Here is a 21,465-nt window from a genome sequence, read left to right on the forward strand (position 1 = left end):
CTACCACCCAGCGGCCTGGCCGCGCCGGAGACAATGCAATGTCCACCCCAACCAACGCCGCCGAATTCCTCGAAGAATTGAACGCCGGCGCCTTCGCCAGCCAGATCGGCCATGCCCTTTCCGAAGTCGCCGCCGGCGTCGTGAACAACGGCAAGGCCGGGAAAATCTCCATCACCTTCGACATTTCGCAGATCGGCGAAACGCACCAGGTCAAGGTCAAGCACAAGCTGGCATACAAGGTGCCGACGAAGCGCGGCGACCGCAGCGAAAACACCAGCCTGGATACCCCGATGCACGTCGGTACCGGCGGAAAGCTGACCCTATTCCCTGAAAAGGTTGACCAGCTGTTCACCCGTGACCAGGCCCCAGTTCCACAACGCACCTAACACCACCCACAGGAGTTACCCCGATGTCCCTTTCCAAAGAAGCGCTGCAACTGGTGATCGATGCGGCGCTGGGCGCTGCTGGCAACGCCCTGCCGACCCACACGCCTACCGCCCTGCTGCCCGAGGCCACCAAAGTGGTGAACCTGGAAAGCTACCAGGCCGGCCGCTCGCGTTTCCGTGGCACCTTCACCACCACCTCGCTGGCCGACTTCGGCGCCTATGTCCAGGAGCGCGGCAACGACGAAACCCAGGGCTTTATCGATCAGGACGCGATGTCATCGCTGGTGTTCTTCAACCTGGGCAACCAGGACTCCCCAGGCCACGCCGATGACAAGGCATCGCTGCGCCTCAAGGCGACCGTCGGTTTCAACGCGGTGCAGGAGATTGCCGGCCGCCGCATGGGTCAGCGCGACCTGTCCGACTGGATCGAAGACTGGAACCAGAACATTCAAGGCTTCGACGCCGCCGGCCAGGCAATGAGCGTGGCCAAGGTAGTGACCGCTGTTCGAAACATCACCATCAAGTCGATTTCCGAAAGCGATCACGCCGTCTCCGAAGTGGCCGCAAGCCGCAGCGCCATGGACCAGATCGAAGCCAGCAGCAAAGACACGCTGCCCGCCAACCTGGTGTTCACCACCTCGCCCTATGAGGGCCTGACCAGTCGTGAATTCGTGCTGCGCCTGTCCGTGATCACCAGCGGCCGGGAGCCTGCCCTGGTGCTGCGCTGGATCGGCGAAGCGGCCCAGCGTGAAGAAATCGCCCAGGAGTTCAAGGGCGTTCTGCTGGATGCGGTAGACGGCAAAGCCACCCTGCGCCTGGGCGCTTTCGACCCGCGCTGATCACCACCGGCGCCGGCCACGACCGGCTGGCGCCAGCCTGCCCCACCTGCTGTTCCCCGGCACCGGGAATCCTCCTAGTGCCGCTCCTACTCTCGAAACATAAGGAATTGAACGTTGCTCATTTTGACCAGAAGAATCGGCGAAACCATCCGCATAAACGACGACATCACCGTCACCGTGCTGGGGGTGAATGGCTGCCAGGTTCGCATCGGCGTCACCGCGCCGAAGTCTGTAGCGGTCCACCGTGAGGAAATTTACAACCGAATTCAGGCCGGCATGCCGAAGCCTGATAACGCCGACGAATCGGCGCCAGCGCGGGAGCTGGAGCAGGAATGAAACCGAAAGCCCCCGACATCCTGGACGATATGTCCAAAGGCGAACTGGTGGACTGGATCCGCCAGTTTTGTTTCGGCCGGCCAAAGCGCAGTGACGTGCTGTACATCCGCTGGCTCCGGCTTTCCGGGAAGCTCGAAGCCGACAGGGCCGAAGCGCTCAAGGAACTGAATGCCATGGACCTGGGCCAGCGGGATCGGCTCTGGTCGCAGTACAACCAGGAGCCAGACCGGAAAAAGAAACTCAAGATTCTGGACCAGATAACCGCCTTCAACGAGCGCGCGGCGCGGAACTCGAAAGAGTGGGAAGCGCTGGAGCGCCGGCAGAAGAAAGTCGATGCGCTTTACGACCAGATAGACATCGCGCGCCATACCGAAGGCCACCGCCTTTTGGGGGTCGCATGAACCAGGAATATGAGGCCCGCCAGCAATGGCTGGCCAGCCTCCAGCCCGGCGAGCAGGTGGCAATTTACGACGGCACCACCGCCGGCCGGTCGCGCTACTTGTTGGCGCAGGTGGTCCGCCTCACCGGTACGCAGATCATCGTTAGCCACTACGGCCAACGGTACCGGAAATCTGGCGGAGTGATGGTAGGAAAGAGCTACACCCCGAAGATTGAGCCAGTCACTGACCTGATAAAGGAACGCATCCGCACCAGCGAGAATCGCGACCGCTTCAAATCGCTGACCTACAGAACCGACCGCCTCACCGACGCGCAAATCACCGCGATGCTGGCTGGCTATGACTCGGTATCGACCGACCAGGAGCGCACAGCATGACGCCAGACGGGAAAGCCAAGTGCCAGGAATGCGGCGGTACCGATCTGTCCTGGTTCACCCAGCAGACAACAACTTCGGGCGTCCAAAACGGACGCCTGCGCCTGGACGATGTGACCTGCCTGTTTGTCTTCGGCTGCAATACCTGTAGCGCCACTGTTACGACCGTCAACGCCGACCGCATCGCGGTCTTTATGAATGAGACCAACGAATGACCGCAGCCTAGGACATACCTCCAGGCGCACTGGGCCGCGTCATTTACCTATCTAGTTGGAACACCAGCCAACTGAGAATTCATTTAAACAGTCGGAATCCAAACACTTTTCTGTTTATTCCAAGATCATTCTTTGTGTCTTTCCATGCCTCTTCGAGCTCATGCCGGATGAGATTTTGAAAATGCACCATATCGGCAATTATGTTATCAATATTTGATCCATGAGGGAGCAAATTGATTTTATCTAAGAGGTCACCACAGTACTTCCGCGCTGTATAACTCTGATCGTCGTCACGACTCAATAAGAGGTCAATCTTTGAGCGGAGCTGCATGGCTCTTGAGTAGTGCGTAGTATAAAGGGCACCAGGCTTGTACCCCGCGGTCTTGGCTGAACCATTTATCATGAGTGCCATGAGTTGGACCAGTTCTGACGCACACTCGCGCAATTCAACCATCCACTGATGCCTAAAGTTACTTATATTTGCCTGAATCTGGTTCTGCTGCACGCCAACAGTAAACCTTGCAACAATGATGGCCACTAAAAAGCTTAAAGCAGCAGTGACAATCGCGGCGTAATCGATGCCGGTGTCGACATTAAGATACACAGGGCTCTGCTTCTCACCGGTCGAGGCAAGGCTTCCTTGTAATAGTCCCGTCTGATTGAGTTTTACAGCCTCAACCGTCAATTCAAGTTTTTCCATCACACCCTCCTAGCTGTACGAAGGGGGAAGAATACTCTGAAGGAAGTTCAATGCCCATAGGAAACCGGTTCAGTAAAACAGTGATCGCCAACGTGACTCCAGTCAAGGCGGCTCTACTTTGCAAATCGCGTCAGTCACAGGCCGCCTATGAGGGCTGGCAGATGCGCGCGGCGCTCGCTCGGGTGACGCCATGAGCCTGGCCCAGTGGAACACCTTGGAAGGCATCCGCGCCGACCTGGGAGCCTGGGCGATTGTAGCGGCCCTGGGCGCCGCTGGCGGGTGGTTCTACGCCCACCACAGCATCGCCCGCGACTGCCAGCGCTTCGGCGTGTTCTACAGCGCAGACAAAGCCTATCGGTGCGCCATCGGCGCCCAGGCGCCAGCACCACAGCCACAGGCCGGCGCGTCGCCGGTTGATTCGGCCTGGTCGCCCAGCAGCGGCCGCCGCCAGGGATGGATTATGTAGGGCCGTCGCCGGCGGTCCGCCAACTTAGATCAACATCCGCCGCCCAGGCGTATCGAGGAAACATGACCGAAACCGAAGCGCACGACATCGACAAGATCAGCGAAGCCCTGATGGCCACTGTGCTGGGCGTCACCGTCCGGGCATTGCAAGGTCGCCGCGCGCGCGGGCAGATCCCCGAAGGCGTCTGGATGAAACACGGCGGGCGAATCATCTACAGCAAAAAAAGGTATGACGAATGGCTGGAAAGCCAATGGACCTACCCCCAGGAATCGACGTACACCACGGGTCGTTACGGCTCCGATTCTCCTGGGAAGGTAGCAGACGTAGCGAAACGCTTCCCTATCCCCCGACACAAAAGGGCATCAAAGCTGCATCCCAGCTTCGCGATCAGGTAATGAGCCTGATCAAGTTGAACCTGCTGGACCTGGACAAATACGCGGAGCTGTTCCCCAGCTCCGATATGGCAGTCGGCGGAATCCCTTCCTTCGGCGAATACGCCCAGCTCTGGCTCGACAGCCGGGAAATCGCGGCAGGAACACGGCTCAACTACAAAAGCGTGCTGAATATGTACCTGGTGCCCCACCTTGCCCTGGTGCGAATTGACCTGATCACAACCACCCTACTGCGTCGCATGCTCGCATCCACCGACTGGACATCGCCGGCGGTGAAGCGAAACGCGATGGTCAAGCTGTCAACCATTCTCCGGTCAGCCGTCCAGGACGGGCTGATACCGCGCAACCCGGCCGAATCACTGCAACTGCCTGGCAGGACCAGGAAAGAGGTCGACCCTTTCACCCTGGACGAAGCAAACGCCATTGTGGCGAAGCTGTACGAACACCCGCACTGGCCAAGCCAGATTTACGCCGCGTTCTTTGAATTCGTGTTCTTCACCGGCCTGCGCCTGTCCGAGGCGCTGGCGCTGCGCTGGGATGCGGTGGACCTGGTCAAGAAGACCGCGCACGTTCGGCGCACCGTCGCCCTGGGCGTGGTCGAGGAACGGACGAAGACCGGGCGCGACCGGTTTGTGCTGCTGAACTCGCGGTCTATGCATGCCATCGAGTTTGCGCAGGGCTATGCGGAACGCCGTAGGAGCGGGAAAGGCCAGTTCACCAACTCGCCCTATGTGTTCCCGCCCGGGAAAAACGGTGAATACGTCAAGCAAACGTCAGATTTGCACCACCAATGGCGACCGGTCATCAAGGCCCTAGGGCTGCGTCATCGACCGCCGTATAACTGCCGGCACACCTATGCCACAATATGCCTAATGTCTGGCATTAACCCTGCATTCATCGCCCAGCAGCTGGGACACAGCGTCCAGATGCTTCTTTCCACTTATGCACGTTGGATTAACTCATCCAACGATTGGCAGGAACTGGAAAAGCTCCAGATTGGTCCCAAATTGGTCCCAGCGGCAAAAGGCGATACCGTAAACCCCTGATAGGTAAGCCCTTTGATCTCCACCGCTAATATCACCATGCAGTTCGGCTCCAAGCCGCTGTTCGAAAACGTTTCGGTCAAATTCAACAACGGCAACCGCTATGGCCTGATTGGTGCCAACGGTTGCGGCAAGTCGACCTTCATGAAGATCCTCGGCGGCGACCTGGAGCCGTCCGGCGGCCAAGTCATGCTCGAGCCGAACACCCGCCTGGGCAAACTGCGCCAGGACCAGTTTGCCTACGAAGAATTCACCGTGATCGACACCGTGATCATGGGCCACGGCCAGCTGTGGAAGGTCAAGGCCGAGCGCGACCGTATCTACTCGCTGCCGGAAATGACCGAGGAAGACGGCATGGCCGTCGCCGAGCTGGAAACCGAATTCGCCGAAATGGACGGCTACACCGCCGAATCCCGCGCCGGTGAGCTGCTGCTCGGCCTGGGTATTCCGCTGGAACAGCACTTTGGCCCGATGAGCGAAGTGGCACCGGGCTGGAAGCTGCGGGTACTGCTGGCCCAGGCACTGTTCTCGGACCCGGACGTGCTGCTGCTGGACGAACCGACCAACCACCTGGATATCAACACCATCCGCTGGCTGGAAAACATTCTCACGGCGCGTAACAGCACCATGATCATCATTTCCCACGACCGGCACTTCCTCAACAGCGTGTGCACGCACATGGCCGACCTGGACTACGGTGAGCTGCGCCTGTTCCCGGGCAACTACGACGAGTACATGACCGCCGCCACCCAGTCGCGCGAGCAGTTGCTTGCGGACAACGCCAAGAAGAAAGCCCAGATCGCCGAACTGCAGACCTTCGTCAGCCGCTTCTCGGCCAACGCCTCCAAAGCCAAGCAGGCGACTTCGCGTGCCAAGCAGATCGACAAGATCCAGCTGGCCGAGGTCAAGCCTTCGAGCCGTGTCAGCCCGTTCATTCGTTTCGAACAGAACAAGAAACTGCACCGCCAGGCGGTAGTCGTCGAGAAGATGGCCAAAGCCTTCGATGACAAGGTGCTGTTCAAGAACTTCGACATCACCGTCGAAGCGGGCGAGCGCGTGGCGATCATTGGCCCCAACGGTATCGGCAAGACCACCCTGCTGCGCACCCTGGTCGGCGAGATGACCCCGGATGCAGGTTCGGTCAAGTGGACCGACAGCGCCGAGGTGGGCTACTACGCCCAAGACCATGCCCACGATTTCGAAGAGGACATGACCCTGTTCGACTGGATGGGCCAGTGGACCAGCGGCGAGCAGGTGATCCGCGGCACCCTGGGGCGCATGCTGTTCTCCAACGACGAGATCCTCAAGTCGGTGAAAGTGATTTCAGGTGGTGAACAAGGCCGCATGCTGTTCGGCAAGCTGATCCTGCAGAAGCCGAACGTGCTGGTGATGGACGAACCGACCAACCACCTGGACATGGAATCGATCGAAGCGCTGAACCTGGCGCTGGAAAACTACCCGGGCACCCTGCTGTTCGTCAGCCATGACCGCGAGTTCGTGTCGTCGCTGGCGACGCGTATCATCGAGCTGAGCCCTGATGGTGTAGTGGACTTCAGCGGGACTTATGACGACTACCTGCGTAGCCAGGGTGTTGTGGTCTGAGGTAGCTGAGCTGGCCAGATCACCTTGTGGTGGCTGGGCCGGCCTCTTCGCGGGTTTACCCGCGAAGAGGCCGCTGTCCATGTCACTGGATGACACTCCCCGACGAATATTTCGTTAGCATGCTTTCATTTACTTCGCGCAGCGGCCATGATTAGGGCACGCCCAACCGCCCGCCCGCGAACGTGCCCATGACCGCGCAACAACCCGCCCCCGCCAGCAGTACCTTCAGCATTACCCTGCAGATCCTGTCGATCGTCTTCTATACCTTCATTGCCTTCCTCTGCATCGGCCTGCCAATCGCGGTGCTGCCCGGCTATGTGCACGACCAGCTGGGCTTCGGCGCGGTGGTTGCCGGGGTGACCATCGGCCTGCAGTACCTCTCGACCCTGCTCAGCCGCCCTTTCGCCGGTCGCGTGGCCGATACCCTGGGGGGTAAGAAGGCCATTGGCTATGGCTTGCTGGGCATCGCTGGTTGCGGGGTGCTGACGCTGCTTTCGGCCTGGTCGTTGAACGCGCCGCTACTGAGCCTGGCCCTGCTACTCGGTGGCCGGGTGCTGCTAGGGCTGGCCCAGGGGCTGATCGGCGTCGCGACCTTGAGCTGGGGTATCAGCCACGTCGGCCCGGAACACACGGCGCGAGTGATCTCGTGGAATGGCATCGCCTCGTACGGGGCTATCGCCATCGGCGCGCCGGTCGGTGTGCTGGCAGTCGCTGGCCTGGGTTTCAGCCTGCTTGGGCCTGCCCTGCTGGTACTGGCGCTGCTGGCGTTGCTGGTGCTGCGCAAACGCCCCGACGTGGTGGTGACGCGCGGTGAACGGTTGCCCTTCTGGTCGGCCTTTGGCCGTGTCGCGCCCTGCGGCCTGGGGCTGACCCTGGCGTCGATCGGTTATGGCACACTGACCACCTTCGTCACCCTTTATTACCTGGAACGCGGCTGGGTTGGCGCCGCCTGGTGCCTGAGCGCCTTCGGCGTGTGCTTCATCATTTCTCGGCTGTTGTTCGTCAATGCAGTCAACCGCTTCGGCGGCTACAACGTGGCCATGGCCTGCATGGCCACCGAAGTGATCGGCCTGAGCCTGCTGTGGCTGGCCCCCTCGCCGCCCTGGGCAATGGTCGGTGCCGGCCTGACCGGCTTCGGTCTGTCGCTGGTGTATCCGGCACTGGGCGTCGAAGCCATCAAGCACGTGCCAAGCAGCAGCCGGGGCGCCGGGCTGGGGGCCTATGCTGTGTTCTTCGACATGGCACTGGCCATCGCCGGCCCGTTGATGGGCGCGGTGGCCGTGCACCTGGGGTATGCCTGGATCTTCTGCGTCGCAGCCCTGCTGGCCTTGGCCGGCGTCGGCCTGACACTGCTACTGGCGCGGCGCAGCCGCCGCGGCTGAACGCTCGGCCGGCTCCGGTGCGCCCAGGGCCTGGGTGAAGAACGCGGCCGTGTCGCGCTGCAGTGAATGGTGGATGTGGCGCCGGTCGACACCCTCGGCGTCCTTGCACAGCACCGGCATGCGCGCATGCTGCTCCTCGTCGCAGCGGGCCATGAACACGAAGTGCCCGGCCCCCTCGAGCAAACGGTAATCAGGGGTGATCGGTAGTTTGCGCGCCAGTTCTTCGGCATTGCGGTCCACCGCCACCAACTGGTCGCTGTCGCCGCTGTAGATCAGCGCAGGCACCTTCACAGCAGCCAGGGCATGGCGGCCAAACAGCAGGCTCAGCGGTGCCATCAGCATCACCGCACCTACCCGGGGGTCGGCCTTGGGCGCCAGCTCGCTGCGGTCGGCAATCAGCACGCCATGGGTCTTGCAGGCATCGGCATCACCGGGGCGCTCCAGGCAATAGCGGCGCAGGCGATCCAGGTCGGGCTGGGCGCCAGACAGGATCAACGCGGTTTCACCGCCAGCCGAGTAGCCGATCACGCCGACCTTGCCATCATTGAGGTAAGGGCCGAGCAACGCGTCTTCACGGGCCGAGGTGATGGCCTCGCTGATCTGCAGGGGCCGACCATAAAGATTGCTCAGCGTGCCGAGGCGGCTGTGGTCGCGGGCGTTGTCGCCCGGGTGTACGACCGCCACCACGACGAAGCCCTGCCGGGCCAGGGACGTGGCCAGGTAATGCAGCGCCAGCGGGCTGCCAGTGTTGCCGTGGGACAGCACCAGCAACGGAAACTGCCCAAGGGCGACCGGGGCCTCTTCAGCGACGTCGATGGGGTAACCGTCGATGCGGATGTTACGCGGCGTACCCTGGGAGGGATAGAACGCCAAGGCCTGCATCGGCCGGGCATCGACCGGGTCATCCAGGGTCATGTGGTGCAAACCGGCAACCCAAGGGGAGGCCTCGGCTTGGCTCAACAGGCCACCGAGCAGCAATGCCAGCAAACAGCGGGGAGTGTTCATTGGTCGGCTATCGCGCAGCAGGCACCAGGATAGCGTCAGCATAGAACCGGCACGGCCAACGGCACATGAAAACTGGATGAAAAAAAGCCGACTGGCGCATGGAGCGCCAGCCGGCTTGTCTGTCGCCAGAGGATCAGGCTGCGGCGAACAGCTCGTTGGCAATCTGCGCCTGGGCGGCGTCGATGGCCTGGGTACGGTGCTCCGGGCCATAGGCCAGGCCGTGGGCGCGGACGACTTCGAGGTCGGTAATGCCGATGAAGCCGAGGAACACCTTCAGGAAATCTTCATGGCCGACGCCGGTCGGCTGGCCAGCGTGCAGGCCACCGGCGGTGGAGACCAGCACCACTTTCTTGTTGCCGCACAGGCCTTCCGGACCGGCTTCGGTGTAACGGAAGGTCTTGCCCGCTACGGCCACACGGTCGATCCAGGCCTTGAGCTGGGTCGGCACACTGAAGTTGTACATCGGCGCGCCAATCACCACGGCGTCGGCCGCAAGGAATTCTTCCAGGGTTTCGGCGCTCAGCTTGGCCTCGAAGGCCTGCGCGGCGTCACGGGCTTCTTCCGGGGTACCGGCCGCCATCAGGGTGGCGGACGAGAAATGGGCGATGGCGTCGGCGGCCAGGTCACGGTAGACCACTTCGATGCTTGGGTCTGCAGCTTTCCAGGCTTCGACAACTTCGCGGCTCAGTTGGCGAGAGGCGGAATTGTCGCCCAAGATGCTCGAATCGATATGCAACAGTTTCATGGGACTCTCCTGTGAGTGAAGACCGCAGCGGTGGGCGATCACGATGGAAAGAATCCTACCGGGACGACGAATAGCTGAAAAGTCGCTAAAAATGCGTTAGTTTGTCCCACAGGTAGAACAGTGAGCCGGTACCATGCAAGACCTCAATGACCTCTTCTATTTTGCCCAGGTAGTCGAAGCCGGCGGTTTTGCTGCCGCCGGTCGCCAGCTGGGCATCCCCAAGTCGCGCCTGTCGCGGCGCATCGCCGAACTGGAGGAACGCCTCGGCACCCGCTTGCTGCAGCGCACCACGCGCCAGCTCAAACTCACTGCCGTGGGTGAACGCTACTTGCACCACTGCCAGGCCATGCTGCTTGAGGCCGAGGCTGCCGACGAGGTGGTGGCGAGCATGAGCAGCGAGCCGCGCGGGCGGCTGCGTGTGTCGTGCCCGGTGGCCTTGGCCCATGCCTTTCTGCCGGACATCATCAGCCGCTTTCTCGAGCAGTATCCACAGGTGCAACTGGACATGGTCTTGCTCAACCGCCGGGTCGACCTGATTTCCGAAGGCATCGACGTGGCCCTGCGCGTGCGCGACCTGGGCGACGAGGACCCGGCCCTGGTCACTCGCCGGCTGCGCCAGGCGCAAATGCAACTGGTGGCAGCGCCGGGCTTTGCCGAGCACCTGCGCGAGCCCGCCGAACTGGCCACATTGCCCGTGCTGGGAGCCGCCGAAGCCGATCGGCTGGTGCACTTTCGCTTGTTCGGGCCCAATGGCCGGCAACAGGAAATCGCCCTGGAGCCACGCCTGGCGATTGACGATTTTGTCGTGCGTAACGCTGCCGTGCGCGCCGGGCTGGGATTTACCGCTCTGCCCAGCATGTTCTGCGAAGAGGAGCTGGAACGTGGCGAGTTGGTGAAGCTGCTGCCGGACTGGTCTTTGCCTGGCGGCTACCTGCAGGCGGTCTACCCTCATCGGCGTGGCTTGTTACCGGCCGTGCGGGCATGGATAGACCACCTGGCGGCGTCGTTCGAGGCATGTGGGGAGCGTTATGTCTAGGCACAAGATCAGCGAAGACCAGGTGGCGGCGTTCTGCCTGAGCCTGCCGGGTGCGCGGGAAGACTACAAATGGGGCGGCGTCCGGGTGTTTTCCGTAGCCGGCAACAAGATGTTCGCGGTGCTCGACCTGGCTGGCGCCGGGTTGTCGTTCAAGGTGGCCGATGAGTTGTTCCTGGGCTATTGCGACCGGCCGGGTGTGCGGCCCGCACCCTATCTGGCACGGGCGAAATGGATCAGCATGGCGCCACCCTACCCGATGGGCCGTGAAGAACTGTGCGACTTGCTCCAGCGCTCGCACCAACTGGTGGTGCGGCGGCTGCCAAGACGTTTGCAGGCAGGCCTGCGGGGCTGATCAGTTGAAAGGCAGGAAACGGCTGCCGAGGAACAGGTAGTCGAGCCAGAACACCTGGTGCAGCAGCACGATGCCCCAGCACACCAGCTGGTAGGACCATTTGCGCGTCTTGTGTCGGAACAGTTGCTGAGCGACCAGTGCGCCGGGCCAGCCCCCCAGCAATTCGCTGGCATGCAGGACCTTTTCTGGTGTGCGCCAGGCATCGCCCTGGGCCTGGCGCTTGTCCTGCCAGTACAACAGCAGGCTGATCAGGCTGACCAGCGGGTACATCGCCAGGGGTACCCAGTTCTGCCCGTTCCAGCCCATCTTCGCCGCGCCAAGCCCTGGCAGCAGACACAGCACGGCCAGCAGCAACCCCTTGATGCGCGCATTGCGCACGCTCTGCGTGTGTCCAGCGCCGCGTGGCGCCGTGTGCGGTGCCCGCGCCATGTCAGCTGTGCGCCGTCGCCCAGTCGACCCAGCCGAACTGCCAGGTCGCCAGGATCAGCAGGCCAAAGACGATGCGGTACCAGGCAAACGCCGCGTAGCTGTGGTTGGCGATGAACTTCAGCAGCGCCCGCACAGCAATCATGGCGAAGATGAACGAGGTCACGAAACCGATGGCGAAAACCGGCAGGTCGCTGGGTTCGAACAGATGGCGGTACTTGTAGCCCGAATACACCGCTGCGCCGACCATGGTCGGCATTGCCAGGAAGAACGAGAATTCGGTGGCTGCCTTGCGCGATAGGCCAAACAACAGGCCGCCGATGATGGTGGAACCCGAGCGCGAGGTACCCGGGATCATCGCCAGGCACTGCACGAAGCCAATCTTCAAGGCGTGGGTCCAGCGCATGTCGTCAACATGGTCGACCGCTACGGTGTGCTGGCGACGCTCGGCCCAGAGCATGATCACGCCACCGATGACCAGCGCCGTCGCCACGGTGATCGGGTTGAACAGGTATTCATGAATCAGGTCGGCGAACAGTACACCCAACACCACTGCCGGCATGAACGCCAGCAGCAGGTTACCGGTAAAGCGCCGGGCCTTCGGCTGGTTGGCCAGGCCGAACACCACTTCGAGAATCTTGCTGCGGAACTCCCACACGACCGCCAGGATCGCCGCCAACTGAATAATGATGTTGAACGCCATGGCCCGTTCGCCACCAAACCCGATCAGATCGGCGACGATGATCTGGTGACCGGTACTGGAAATCGGCAGAAACTCCGTGAGCCCCTCGACCACGCCTAAGATGATTGCCTGGAAGGCAGTCCAAAAATCCATCATTCCCCCGATGAAGCACTGCTGCTTGCAGGCCCCTTATTCTTGATTTGCTTGTGATTGCCGCACGCGGCGCGGCCTTTTTACAGCGCCTTCTGGGACCTACGCCAGTGGAAAAGTTCACCTTGGCTAAAGGTTTCATCTTGCCCGGCCGAGATCCTATCAAAGCGGCAAGGCAAACGCGCGCTCGGCCTGTGGCAGAGTAGCCAATAACTAGCACTTAGCCATTAGTCGAGTGCCTGCCATCTGCAAAGCATGCTTGGATGCACCTGAATAAGAAGAACAATGCAGGAGAGGATTCGATGAAGGCATTGCGGTCGATGTCGATCAGCCGTCGGTTATGGCTGATTCTGGTGGTTGCGGTGGGCATGCTGGTGATGCTCGGCCTGCTGATGCTGCGCCAGATCCATGGCGATCTGTACCAGGCCAAGGCGGAAAAAACCCGCCACGTGGTGCAGACCGCCGCTGGCGTACTGGCCTATTACCAGGGCCTGGAAGCCGCCGGTACGCTCAGCCGCGAGGCGGCGCAGCAGCAGGCCCTGCAAGTGGTGCGGGCGCTGCGCTACGACCAGAACGACTATTTCTGGATCAACGACCTGGGGCCGAAGATGATCATGCATCCTGCCAACCCCAAGCTCGATGGCCAGGACCTCTCCGCCATTCGCGACCCGGACGGCTTCGCCGTGTTCAACGAGATGGTGGCCCTCGCCCGCAGCCAGGGTGCCGGCCCGGTCGACTATCGCTGGCCCAAGCCGGGCGCCAGCGAGCCGGTGGCCAAGACCTCCTATATCCAGCTGTTCGAGCCTTGGGGCTGGATCATCGGTTCCGGCGTCTACGTCGACGATGTGCAAGCCGAATTCGCCCGTCAGTTGCGTGATGCCTCACTGGTCGGCCTGGCCATCGCCGTGCTGATGGCCCTGGTGGTCATGCTGATTGCCCGCAGCATTGCCCGCCCGCTGCAGGAAGCGGTGCAGGCGATGGGCAACATCGCCAGCGGCGAAAGCGACCTGACCCGCCGCCTGGACACCCACGGCCACGACGAGATCACCCACCTGGGCCAGCACTTCAACCAGTTCAACGGCAAACTGCAGGGGGTAATCGGCCAGCTTCAGGGTGCCGCCCATGCCCTGGCGCAGTCGGCCGGGCATGTGGGCGACAACGCTGGCGCTGCTCAGCAGCACAGCGCCCAGCAGTCCCAGCAGATGGACCAGGTGGCGACGGCGGTCAACGAAGTCACCTATGCCGTGCAGGACGTGGCCAAGACCGCCGAACAGGCCGCCGCTGAGATGCGCGCCGCGCAGCAGCAGGTGGAACACGGCCAGCAGGCCATTCACGGCAGCCTGCAGCAGATCGACCGGCTCTCGGTGACCATCGAACAGGCCGTGCAGGTGATCCGGGAGCTGGCCGGGCACAGCACGAAGATCGGCGGGGTGCTGGAAGTGATCCGCGCTATCGCCGAACAGACCAACCTGCTGGCCCTCAATGCTGCCATCGAAGCCGCTCGCGCTGGCGAACAGGGCCGCGGCTTTGCCGTGGTTGCCGACGAGGTCCGCCTGCTGGCGCAACGTACCGCGCAGTCGACGGCCGAAATCCACACCATGATCGAGCACTTGCAAGGCCAATCCGATGCCGCGGTCAAAGCCATCGATACCAGCAGCGAGGCCTCGCGCCAGACCGTGCACCAGGCCCGCGAGGCCGGCACCAGCCTCGTTGCCATCAGCCAGGCGTTGCATAACCTCACGGCACTCAATGCGTCGATCGCCAGTGCCACCTTGCAGCAGTCGCAGGTGGTCGAGGAGATCAACCGCAATGTGCTGGACACCGCCAGCTTGTCCCAGCAGACCGCCGATGCCGCGCGCCAGTCCAGCGACGCCGGCATGGCGCTTGGGCAGCTGAGCGAGGAGCTTGAACAACTATTGCGCCAATTCCGCGTCTGAACCGGGCGTGATCACCGGCCCGCCAGGCGGGCCGCTGCGGGTTGTGCGCTACACCTCCTGCGCTGCACACGCTACAATCGGCGCCCTTTGCCAACCTGGGATCGCCGATGTCCGGCCTCGAACTCCTCGCCGCCGTGCTCGGCGTCACCGCCGTGTGGCTCACTGTCAAACAGAATGCCTGGTGCTGGCCGATCGGCCTGGTCATGGTGCTGATCTATGGCTGGTTGTTCTACGAAGTGAAGCTGTACTCGGGCATGCTGCTGCAGCTGGCCTACGCCGTGCTGCAGCTGTATGGCTGGTGGCAATGGAAGCGCCCGGACCGGGTCGAGGACGCTCGCCAGGTCTCGCGCCTGCCAACCCGGGCGTTGTTCGGCGGGTTGCTGGCAGGGCTGCTGCTGAGCGTGGCCCTCGGTGCGGCGATGGCCAGCTGGACCGATGCCGCCCTGCCCTGGCTGGATGCCACGCTGACCGGCTTCAGCCTGGTTGCGCAACTGTGGATGGCACAGAAGCGCCTGCAGTGCTGGCCGCTGTGGATCGTGGTGGACGTGGTCTATGTCGGCCAGTACCTGCACCAGCAGCTGTACTTCACGGCAGGTTTCTTTGCCGTACTGACCCTGATCGCGGTACGCGGCTGGCTGGAATGGCGCCGTGACCCGGCCGTGGGGCACGCATGAAGGTCTTGGTGCTGTGCGGCCCCGAATCCAGCGGCAAAAGCTGGCTCAGCGGTGAAATCCAGGCGCATTTCGGCGGCATCGTGGTGGCCGAATACGTTCGCTACTTCATCGACCAGGAATGCCGCGACACCTGCTATGCCGATATCCCCACCATCGCCCGCGGCCAGCTGGCCTGGGAAGACCAGGCCCGCCAGCAGGCGCCTGAACTGCTGATCCTCGATACCCACCTGCTCAGCAACATGCTGTGGAGCCAGGCCCTGTTCGCCGCGTGCCCGCCCTGGCTGGAGCAGGCGTTGCTTGCCCGCCGCTACGACCTGCATCTGCTGCTCAGCCCGCAAGGCGTAGGCTGGGTCGACGATGGCCAGCGCAGCCAGCCAGCCCTTGCCGACCGCCAGGCGTTTTTCGACGACAGCCGTCGCTGGCTGGAGCGCCACGGGCAACCGCTGCAGATCATTGAAGGCGACTGGCAGCAACGCAGCGCCGCGGCCCTGCTGGCGGTTCAGCGCCTGCTGCAGGGGAAAACCCCGCTCTGCCCCACCGAGTGTTAATCCCATGACACACCCGGCTAAGGCCAAGCCCCTGTTTCTGCGGGCTCAAAGCCATTTATGGGGGCAGTGTCAAGGCTGTGAAACATTCGTGAAAAAGGCCCTTCGGGTAACGCAAATGCTGGGCCAAACGCGCTTTCACTGAAAATCTGTCTCAGCGTTGATACAGCAAATTCACAGTTTGTTCAGGCAATGCGCTCAACACACTGATTCTTATCGGAAATCCAAAACCGGCACGGCTTTCGCTCTCCTCCTTCGCACCGCTGAACAAGACCAGCGCTCGAAGAAGGAGTCGCCGTCATGGGGAAACTGGATAAAGGCATTTTTCGCCTGTTGCTGGTCGGCTGTGCACTGGGTTCGGCGCTCTGCGTGCAGGCTGATAACGGCATCATCGTGATCACCCGCGATGTGCAGCCGCGCATGGCCATTCGCGCCCCTTTGGCGCCCGACCCCTACCCCACCACCGCCAACGCCAACCCCTCAGCGCAAGTGCTCAAGCAGACCAACGAACTGAGCGATGGTGACTTCGCCAGCATCACCAGCGGCACGGGCATTTCCTCCTTGATCACCCAACCGACCGGCAACCTTGGCGGCCACATCGGCAACCAGACGCAGTTGACGAACCAGGCTGCTGGCCGCGGGACGGGTTCGGGCAACGGCATATCCAACATGGTCAACTCAAGCGTACAGCGGGGTCTTGCCCCACTGCAGATCCTCACGGGAGGTAAATGAGATGAGGCAGACGCTGTTTCTCCTGGCCCTGTTGAGCAGTGCCTCGGCGCTGGCGCAAGCCCCCATGCCTTCGCCGGTTCCGGTGCTCAACGACGCCAACATCGACAATTCCGGCGCACAGTACCAAGGCAACTTCAGCGTCAACCAGGCCGCCGGCGATGGCCAGCAACAAGCCAACGCACGGGCAATAGCCACCGGCCACGAGGCCAATGCGAGCACCCAGATCCGCCAGCGCCAGTCGTCCATCGTCGACCCTAACATGGGCGCCAGCGCCAGCATTCAGGGCAATGCCTTCAGCCATGGCAGCGGCGCCCTGGGCGTCAACCAGAGCGCGGGGGCTGCCACCCAGCAGGCCAATGCCCTGCGCATCAGCATCAGTACACAACCGCAAAGCATCGATGACAGCGTCCTGCTGCAACAGAACGTGGCGCTGATCAACAGCTCCGATCCAGCTGATACCTCACCCGGCTATCGCCATATCACCACCGGTGACCAGGCATTCACCGGTAGCCGCGGCGTCATCCAGCTGAATCAGAGCGCCGGGGTGGGCAACCAGACGGCAAACACCCTGAGCGTAAGGGTCGCGAACTGACCCGGAAGGTACAGGTAAGAACAACACTTAACCTAAAGACGGAGAAACACCATGAAACCCTCGATGGCAATCAAGCCTCTGGTTTTCGCAATTGCTGCGGTCATGGCTGTTGCTGCACAAGCGGATCAGAACAATCGTCGCGGACACGACAATCACAATAACCACCACCGGCAAATGGACAGGGCTGTGTTCACCAGTGCTTCTGCTGAAGCCACTGATTCCCAGCGAAGCACTGGCAACACCATCCACAACGAAGGCACCATCAACGAAGCCGAGATGAGCAGTTCAGGTGCTGGCGCCAGCGGCAACGTGGGTGTCAACGTGGCGGCAGGTAACGGCAACCAGCAAGACAATGCCGCAGCCATCGCCAATACTTCCTCCGACAATGCCGACATCGACAACAGCTTTGTCTTCGGCACCGCTACTGCGAACGCTGAAGTGACGCAGCGCAGCAACAACAACACCGTCAATAACTGGTCGACCCGAAGCTCCGCCGTCATGAGTGGCTCGGCCGATGGCAGCAGCGGCAACATTGGTATCAACATTGCTGGTGGCGACCTGAACCAGCAGAAAAATACCATGGCCATCGCCAACAACGCAGCGCCTATCGGTAACTCCAGCGCGACTGCTTCGGCCGATCAGAACGGCCCTGGCTTGACCGTGAACAACCGTGCCGACCGGACCTACACCATTGATACGCTGTCGTTCACCACGTCTTCGAGTGGTTCGGCCTCGCGTAGCGGCTCCTTCGATGCCAGCGTCGACAAGAGCTCCAGCTCCAGCTACAGCGCGTCGGGTAGCCAGAGCGCCAGCGCCAGCGGTTCGAAGAGCAGCAGCTCCAGCGGTTCGACCAGCATGACCGCCAGCGGCTCCAACAGCAGCAGCGCCAGCGGCAGCAACAGTTCGACCGCCAGCGGCTCCAACAACTGGGCTGCAAACGGCTCTTCCAGCCGCGACCACAGCTCTTCTTCCAACACCACGGTCAGCGCATCGCTCGATGCCAGCGCCAATGGCAGCGCTTCGTCGTCGCAAACCTTCGGCAACTTCACGCGCTCGCGTAGTTCGGACTTCGACGCATCGCTCAGCGCCTCGCTGGATGCATCGGTCGACAAGTCGCATCAATCGTCCAGCAATTCGTCGTTCGACAAGTCGCTGAGCTCCTCTTTCGACAGAGCCTACGACTCTTCGTATGACCGCAGCCATGACTCGTCCTACGACAAGTCTCGCGATACCTCCTACGAGAAGGCCAACGCATCGGCATGGGAAAAAGCCAGTGCCTCGGCCTACGAGAAAGCTGGCGAGAAAGCGTCGCAATCGTCGGACAGCATCTCGAAGAGCTTCAGCGAGTCTAGCGAGTATGCCCTGAGCAACACCGTGTCGTTCCAGGTGCTGACCCCGACCGGCTGGGCCAACCCTGTGACCAACACCGCCACCCTGAGTGGTTCGGTGAACGGTGGCAGCGGCAACCTGGGCGTGAACGTGGCAGCGGGTGTAGGCAACCAGCAGAGCAACTCGCTGGCCATCTCCAACACCTCGATGTAACCACTGCGGTCTGGAGGCTCCCTTCGGGGAGCCTCTTTCCAACAAGAAGAAGGCAGGGGGCGTCGAACATGCGCATTTTCGCCTTGGCATTTCTGCTGTGCATCGCCAGCGTCGGCGAAGCCACCCAGATGCCGTTGTCCGTGCTGCCGGGTGGTGCGGTGATCTACAAGCCGGTCCAGAGCATCCGCGAGCGCAAGTTCGCCGACCTGGTCCAGCAGAAAACCGACTTCAGCTGTGGCGCGGCCTCGCTGGCGACCATCCTGCGCCAAGCCTACTGGCTGGACGTGGATGAAAACCAGGTGATCGAGGGTATGTTGGCCCATGCCAATGAAGACCTGGTCCGAACCCAAGGCTTCTCGATGCTCGACATGAAGCACTACGTGGAAAGCCTGGGCATGCGGGCACGCGGCTACAAGGTAGCCCCCGACACCCTGAACAGCATCCGCATCCCGGTGGTGGTGCTGATGGATATCCGCGGTTACAAGCACTTCGTGGTGATGCAGAAGGTCGACAGAGGCTGGGTGTATATCGGTGACCCGGTGCTGGGGCACAAGCGCTTCAAGCTCGACGACTTCGTCAAAGGCTGGAACGGCATCATCTTCGCCGTGATCGGCAAGGGCTATGACAAGAACAACATCCTGCTCGACCCACCGCTGCCGCTGAGCGCCAAGAACCGCATCAGCAATTTCACGCCGGTGCCGGATGCAGAGTTGATGGACTTTGGTTTCATTCAAAGCGACTTCTTCTAACGACTTTTCAATGACGCAGGGCAAGACGCTCAGGGAGACCCCATGAAGACTTCCCTCTGGCTGGCAGTGGTTTGCCTGGCTGCCAGCCTGCCAACCCATGCAGAAACGTTCAAACCGATCGAATTGAAGGACCAGGAGTTGGCCAACCTGCGTGGCCGCTATGTGATGCCAGGGCGGATCGTGAGCTTTGGCATCGTCATGACCAGCACCTGGCAGAACGCCAATGGCGAAGTGATTGGCGCAACCTCGGCGATGCAGGTGCAGCAGTCGACCCTCAAGCCACAGTTCTACGTCTCGATGATCGATGAAAAAGGCACTGGCAGCGCGCACACCAGCACCGGCACCGGTACCGTCAGCGGTGGCAGCGGCCTCAACACGACCCAAGGGGTGACCCAGGTGGTACGTGCTGCCGGTGACTTCAACGCAGCCAACAACAATGTCGACATCAATGTCACCAAAGGCAACCAAGCGCCGGCCAGTCAACCGCAAGGCCAGGCCCTGGCTGCAGGCGCCACGCTGGTCGGCAGCAATGGCGCTGGCACCTTGAGCGTGTCGTCCACGGGAACCGGCGTACAGATGAATATCGTCGCCAACGGCAACCAGGGCAACTCGGTACAAAGCCTGGGCCAAGGTGGGCTGATGCAGAACACCACCCTGCTCGGTGCCAGCAACCGGGTCAGCAACCTGACTTCACTCAATGTCGTGCTCCGCGACAGTGCACCGATGGCCGGTTCCGTGGGCGCCAATCTTGAGCAGCTTAAAGGCATTCGCAATCTCGGATACTGATCTACGCTCAAGTCTCATCGTAAGTAGTCAGAAGGGACGGCTAATCCATGCACCGTTTGTCGACGTTCAGAGCTCTCGTTTGCTTTACCACAATGGCCCCGGCCACTCTGCTACAGGCGGCAACCGACCCTCAGGTCGAAGCACTCAAACAGGAACTGATAGCGCTGAAACAGCGCTACGAGGCCCAACAGAACGCATTGATGGTGCTGGAACAGCGGCTCAAGCAGGTCGAGGAAGCTCCCGCCCAGCCCCAACCAAAGCGCCTGACCAGGTCCCCCGCAGAGGGCGTGAAAGGCGGCCAGACCGTGGCCACGGGTACGCCAGGCAGCAGTGGCGCCTCGTATGGGCAGTCGCTGCAGGACAATTCGGAACCGGCGCAAAGCGTGTCCAACCTGTATGACGAGGCCAGCGGCTTCTTCGGTGGCGGCAAGTTCAGCGTCGAAACCGGGCTCACCTACACCCACTACGATACCCGCGCCCTCGTCCTCAACGGGTTTCTGGCACTGGACTCGATCTTCCTTGGCAACATCAACATCGACCGCATCAAGGCGGACAACTGGACCCTGGACCTGACCGCGCGCTACAACGTCGACCAGCGTTGGCAGTTCGACATCAACGTGCCCATCGTCTACCGCGACTCCACCTATTCCTCCGGAGGGGCAGGCGGCGCCGCCGGCACCACCTCCGACGCATCGGTCACCCGTGACCCGACCCTCGGCGACGTCAACTTCGGTATCGCCTACAAGTTCCTCGACGAGTCGGATACCTGGCCGGATGCCGTTGCCACCTTGCGCGTGAAGGCGCCAACCGGCAAAGACCCGTACGGCATCAAGCTGCAACAGGTGGCGGGCAACGACAACCTGGCGGTGCCAGAGGACCTGCCGACCGGCAACGGGGTGTGGGCCATTACCCCGGGCGTGTCGCTGGTGAAGACCTTTGACCCTGCCGTGCTGTTCGGCAGCCTGTCGTACACCTACAACATGCAGGACTCGTTCAGCGACATCAGTCCCCAGGTAAACACCAAGGTGCCGGGCGATGTGAAACTCGGCGATTCCTGGCAGATCGGTGGGGGTATTGCCTTTGCCCTCAACGAGAAGATGAGTATGTCGTTCTCGGTCACCGATCAGTTCGCCCGCAAGAGCAAGATCAAGCCCGATGGCGGCGATTGGCAATCGATCACCAACAGCGACTATAACGCCGCCAACTTCAACGTCGGCCTGACCTTTGCTGCCTCCAACAACCTGACGATCGTGCCGAACTTGTCGATTGGTCTGACAGACGATGCACCGGATTTTTCCTTTAGTCTGAAGTTCCCGTATTACTTCTGACATGCGGGGCGCATCGCGCCCCAATTGGTTACCAACCTTGTAGCCAACGGC

26 protein-coding genes and 1 pseudogene are annotated in these 21,465 nt (G+C 61.7%); 22 read left to right on the forward strand and 5 right to left on the reverse strand.

All coding sequences use genetic code 11. The annotated features are described in order from the left end of the window. Window positions 1-38: 38 nt before the first annotated feature. From L6D64_RS08765 to L6D64_RS08790, 6 genes are all read left to right on the forward strand, one after another. The gene (locus L6D64_RS08765) at window positions 39-386 is read left to right on the forward strand and encodes a hypothetical protein (protein ID WP_176506398.1); all 348 of its coding nucleotides are present in this window, start codon (window positions 39-41) and stop codon (window positions 384-386) included. Between the two features lie 23 nt (window positions 387-409). Beyond that, on the forward strand, window positions 410-1,225 hold the full coding sequence (locus tag L6D64_RS08770) for a DUF2303 family protein (protein WP_176506399.1): 816 nt from the start codon (window positions 410-412) through the stop codon (window positions 1,223-1,225). 114 nt (window positions 1,226-1,339) lie between these two features. After that, entirely contained in the window at window positions 1,340-1,561 is a 222-nt protein-coding gene (gene csrA / locus L6D64_RS08775) for a carbon storage regulator CsrA (protein ID WP_176506400.1), read from the forward strand. Then, window positions 1,558-1,962: a hypothetical protein gene (locus tag L6D64_RS08780; RefSeq protein WP_176506401.1), complete on the forward strand. Its 405-nt coding sequence runs from the start codon at window positions 1,558-1,560 to the stop codon at window positions 1,960-1,962. The genes csrA and L6D64_RS08780 overlap by 4 nt, the downstream gene beginning before the upstream one ends. Continuing rightward, the gene (locus L6D64_RS08785; protein ID WP_176506402.1) at window positions 1,959-2,336 is read left to right on the forward strand and encodes a hypothetical protein; all 378 of its coding nucleotides are present in this window, start codon (window positions 1,959-1,961) and stop codon (window positions 2,334-2,336) included. Before L6D64_RS08780 ends, L6D64_RS08785 begins: the two co-directional genes overlap by 4 nt. Then, window positions 2,333-2,548 (forward strand): hypothetical protein, encoded by a 216-nt coding sequence (locus L6D64_RS08790; protein ID WP_176506403.1) that lies wholly within the window; start codon window positions 2,333-2,335, stop codon window positions 2,546-2,548. The genes L6D64_RS08785 and L6D64_RS08790 overlap by 4 nt, the downstream gene beginning before the upstream one ends. A 79-nt stretch (window positions 2,549-2,627) precedes the next feature. Here L6D64_RS08790 and L6D64_RS08795 read toward each other — a convergent pair whose 3' ends face one another. Then, on the reverse strand, window positions 2,628-3,248 hold the full coding sequence (locus L6D64_RS08795) for a hypothetical protein (RefSeq protein WP_176506404.1): 621 nt from the start codon (window positions 3,246-3,248) through the stop codon (window positions 2,628-2,630). 190 nt (window positions 3,249-3,438) lie between these two features. Here L6D64_RS08795 and L6D64_RS08800 point away from each other — a divergent pair, with 190 nt between their 5' ends. From L6D64_RS08800 to L6D64_RS08815, 4 genes are all read left to right on the forward strand, one after another. Beyond that, window positions 3,439-3,714, forward strand: coding sequence for a hypothetical protein (locus L6D64_RS08800; protein ID WP_176506405.1), 276 nt, complete (start codon window positions 3,439-3,441; stop codon window positions 3,712-3,714). Window positions 3,715-3,949: 235 nt separating this feature from the next. Beyond that, on the forward strand, window positions 3,950-5,152 hold the full coding sequence (locus L6D64_RS08805) for a tyrosine-type recombinase/integrase (protein WP_176506406.1): 1,203 nt from the start codon (window positions 3,950-3,952) through the stop codon (window positions 5,150-5,152). A gap of 12 nt (window positions 5,153-5,164) precedes the next feature. Continuing rightward, window positions 5,165-6,751 carry an ABC-F family ATPase gene (locus tag L6D64_RS08810; RefSeq protein ID WP_054886495.1) on the forward strand — a complete coding sequence of 529 codons (1,587 nt, stop codon included), beginning with the start codon at window positions 5,165-5,167 and terminating at the stop codon, window positions 6,749-6,751. Window positions 6,752-6,939: 188 nt separating this feature from the next. Beyond that, window positions 6,940-8,133, forward strand: a complete 1,194-nt coding sequence (locus tag L6D64_RS08815) for an MFS transporter (protein ID WP_176506407.1) — start codon at window positions 6,940-6,942, stop codon at window positions 8,131-8,133. Here L6D64_RS08815 and L6D64_RS08820 read toward each other — a convergent pair. Together L6D64_RS08820 and L6D64_RS08825 are read right to left on the reverse strand one after the other, a co-directional pair. Beyond that, window positions 8,104-9,138 (reverse strand): alpha/beta hydrolase family protein, encoded by a 1,035-nt coding sequence (locus tag L6D64_RS08820; protein ID WP_176506408.1) that lies wholly within the window; start codon window positions 9,136-9,138, stop codon window positions 8,104-8,106. The two genes, L6D64_RS08815 and L6D64_RS08820, sit on opposite strands and share 30 nt — an antisense overlap. Before the next feature lie 133 nt (window positions 9,139-9,271). Continuing rightward, window positions 9,272-9,883, reverse strand: coding sequence for an FMN-dependent NADH-azoreductase (locus L6D64_RS08825; RefSeq protein ID WP_176506409.1), 612 nt, complete (start codon window positions 9,881-9,883; stop codon window positions 9,272-9,274). A gap of 133 nt (window positions 9,884-10,016) precedes the next feature. On the opposite strand from L6D64_RS08825, the gene L6D64_RS08830 reads away from it, so the two are divergent. Next, on the forward strand, window positions 10,017-10,919 hold the full coding sequence (locus L6D64_RS08830; protein WP_176506410.1) for a LysR substrate-binding domain-containing protein: 903 nt from the start codon (window positions 10,017-10,019) through the stop codon (window positions 10,917-10,919). Continuing rightward, window positions 10,912-11,271, forward strand: a complete 360-nt coding sequence (locus tag L6D64_RS08835) for an MmcQ/YjbR family DNA-binding protein (RefSeq protein ID WP_176506411.1) — start codon at window positions 10,912-10,914, stop codon at window positions 11,269-11,271. The genes L6D64_RS08830 and L6D64_RS08835 overlap by 8 nt, the downstream gene beginning before the upstream one ends. Here the strand turns inward: L6D64_RS08835 and L6D64_RS08840 are convergent, their stop codons facing one another. Beyond that, a complete protein-coding gene (locus L6D64_RS08840) occupies window positions 11,272-11,700 on the reverse strand; it encodes a DUF1294 domain-containing protein (RefSeq protein ID WP_176506412.1) in 429 nt (142 codons plus the stop codon). Between the two features lies 1 nt (window position 11,701). Continuing rightward, the gene (locus L6D64_RS08845; RefSeq protein WP_176506413.1) at window positions 11,702-12,532 is read right to left on the reverse strand and encodes an undecaprenyl-diphosphate phosphatase; all 831 of its coding nucleotides are present in this window, start codon (window positions 12,530-12,532) and stop codon (window positions 11,702-11,704) included. Between the two features lie 389 nt (window positions 12,533-12,921). Between L6D64_RS08845 and L6D64_RS28455 the strand changes: the two are divergent. From L6D64_RS28455 to L6D64_RS08890, 10 genes and pseudogenes are all read left to right on the forward strand, one after another. Beyond that, window positions 12,922-13,593, forward strand: a pseudogene (locus L6D64_RS28455) (cache domain-containing protein); the annotation flags it as partial. A 138-nt stretch (window positions 13,594-13,731) separates the two neighbouring features. Continuing rightward, complete coding sequence (locus tag L6D64_RS28460; protein ID WP_371870289.1) at window positions 13,732-14,466, forward strand: methyl-accepting chemotaxis protein; 735 nt, start codon at window positions 13,732-13,734, stop codon at window positions 14,464-14,466. A 107-nt stretch (window positions 14,467-14,573) separates the two neighbouring features. Then, window positions 14,574-15,140: a nicotinamide riboside transporter PnuC gene (pnuC, locus tag L6D64_RS08855; protein WP_176506415.1), complete on the forward strand. Its 567-nt coding sequence runs from the start codon at window positions 14,574-14,576 to the stop codon at window positions 15,138-15,140. After that, window positions 15,137-15,688, forward strand: a complete 552-nt coding sequence (locus L6D64_RS08860; RefSeq protein ID WP_176506416.1) for an AAA family ATPase — start codon at window positions 15,137-15,139, stop codon at window positions 15,686-15,688. The genes pnuC and L6D64_RS08860 overlap by 4 nt, the downstream gene beginning before the upstream one ends. A 297-nt stretch (window positions 15,689-15,985) precedes the next feature. After that, window positions 15,986-16,417: a hypothetical protein gene (locus L6D64_RS08865; protein WP_176506417.1), complete on the forward strand. Its 432-nt coding sequence runs from the start codon at window positions 15,986-15,988 to the stop codon at window positions 16,415-16,417. Between the two features lies 1 nt (window position 16,418). Beyond that, complete coding sequence (locus L6D64_RS08870; protein WP_176506418.1) at window positions 16,419-17,009, forward strand: adhesin; 591 nt, start codon at window positions 16,419-16,421, stop codon at window positions 17,007-17,009. A gap of 51 nt (window positions 17,010-17,060) precedes the next feature. Continuing rightward, window positions 17,061-18,551, forward strand: a complete 1,491-nt coding sequence (locus L6D64_RS08875; RefSeq protein WP_176506419.1) for an autotransporter outer membrane beta-barrel domain-containing protein — start codon at window positions 17,061-17,063, stop codon at window positions 18,549-18,551. A gap of 68 nt (window positions 18,552-18,619) precedes the next feature. Further along, window positions 18,620-19,300 carry a C39 family peptidase gene (locus L6D64_RS08880; protein ID WP_176506420.1) on the forward strand — a complete coding sequence of 227 codons (681 nt, stop codon included), beginning with the start codon at window positions 18,620-18,622 and terminating at the stop codon, window positions 19,298-19,300. A gap of 42 nt (window positions 19,301-19,342) precedes the next feature. After that, window positions 19,343-20,086, forward strand: coding sequence for a hypothetical protein (locus L6D64_RS08885; RefSeq protein ID WP_176506421.1), 744 nt, complete (start codon window positions 19,343-19,345; stop codon window positions 20,084-20,086). Window positions 20,087-20,133: 47 nt separating this feature from the next. Continuing rightward, complete coding sequence (locus L6D64_RS08890; RefSeq protein WP_176506422.1) at window positions 20,134-21,414, forward strand: coiled-coil domain-containing protein; 1,281 nt, start codon at window positions 20,134-20,136, stop codon at window positions 21,412-21,414. The last annotated feature ends 51 nt before the right edge of the window (window positions 21,415-21,465 follow it).

It is taken from the genome of Pseudomonas urethralis, assembly GCF_021602465.1.
GTDB classification, from domain to species: domain Bacteria; phylum Pseudomonadota; class Gammaproteobacteria; order Pseudomonadales; family Pseudomonadaceae; genus Aquipseudomonas; species Aquipseudomonas vlassakiae.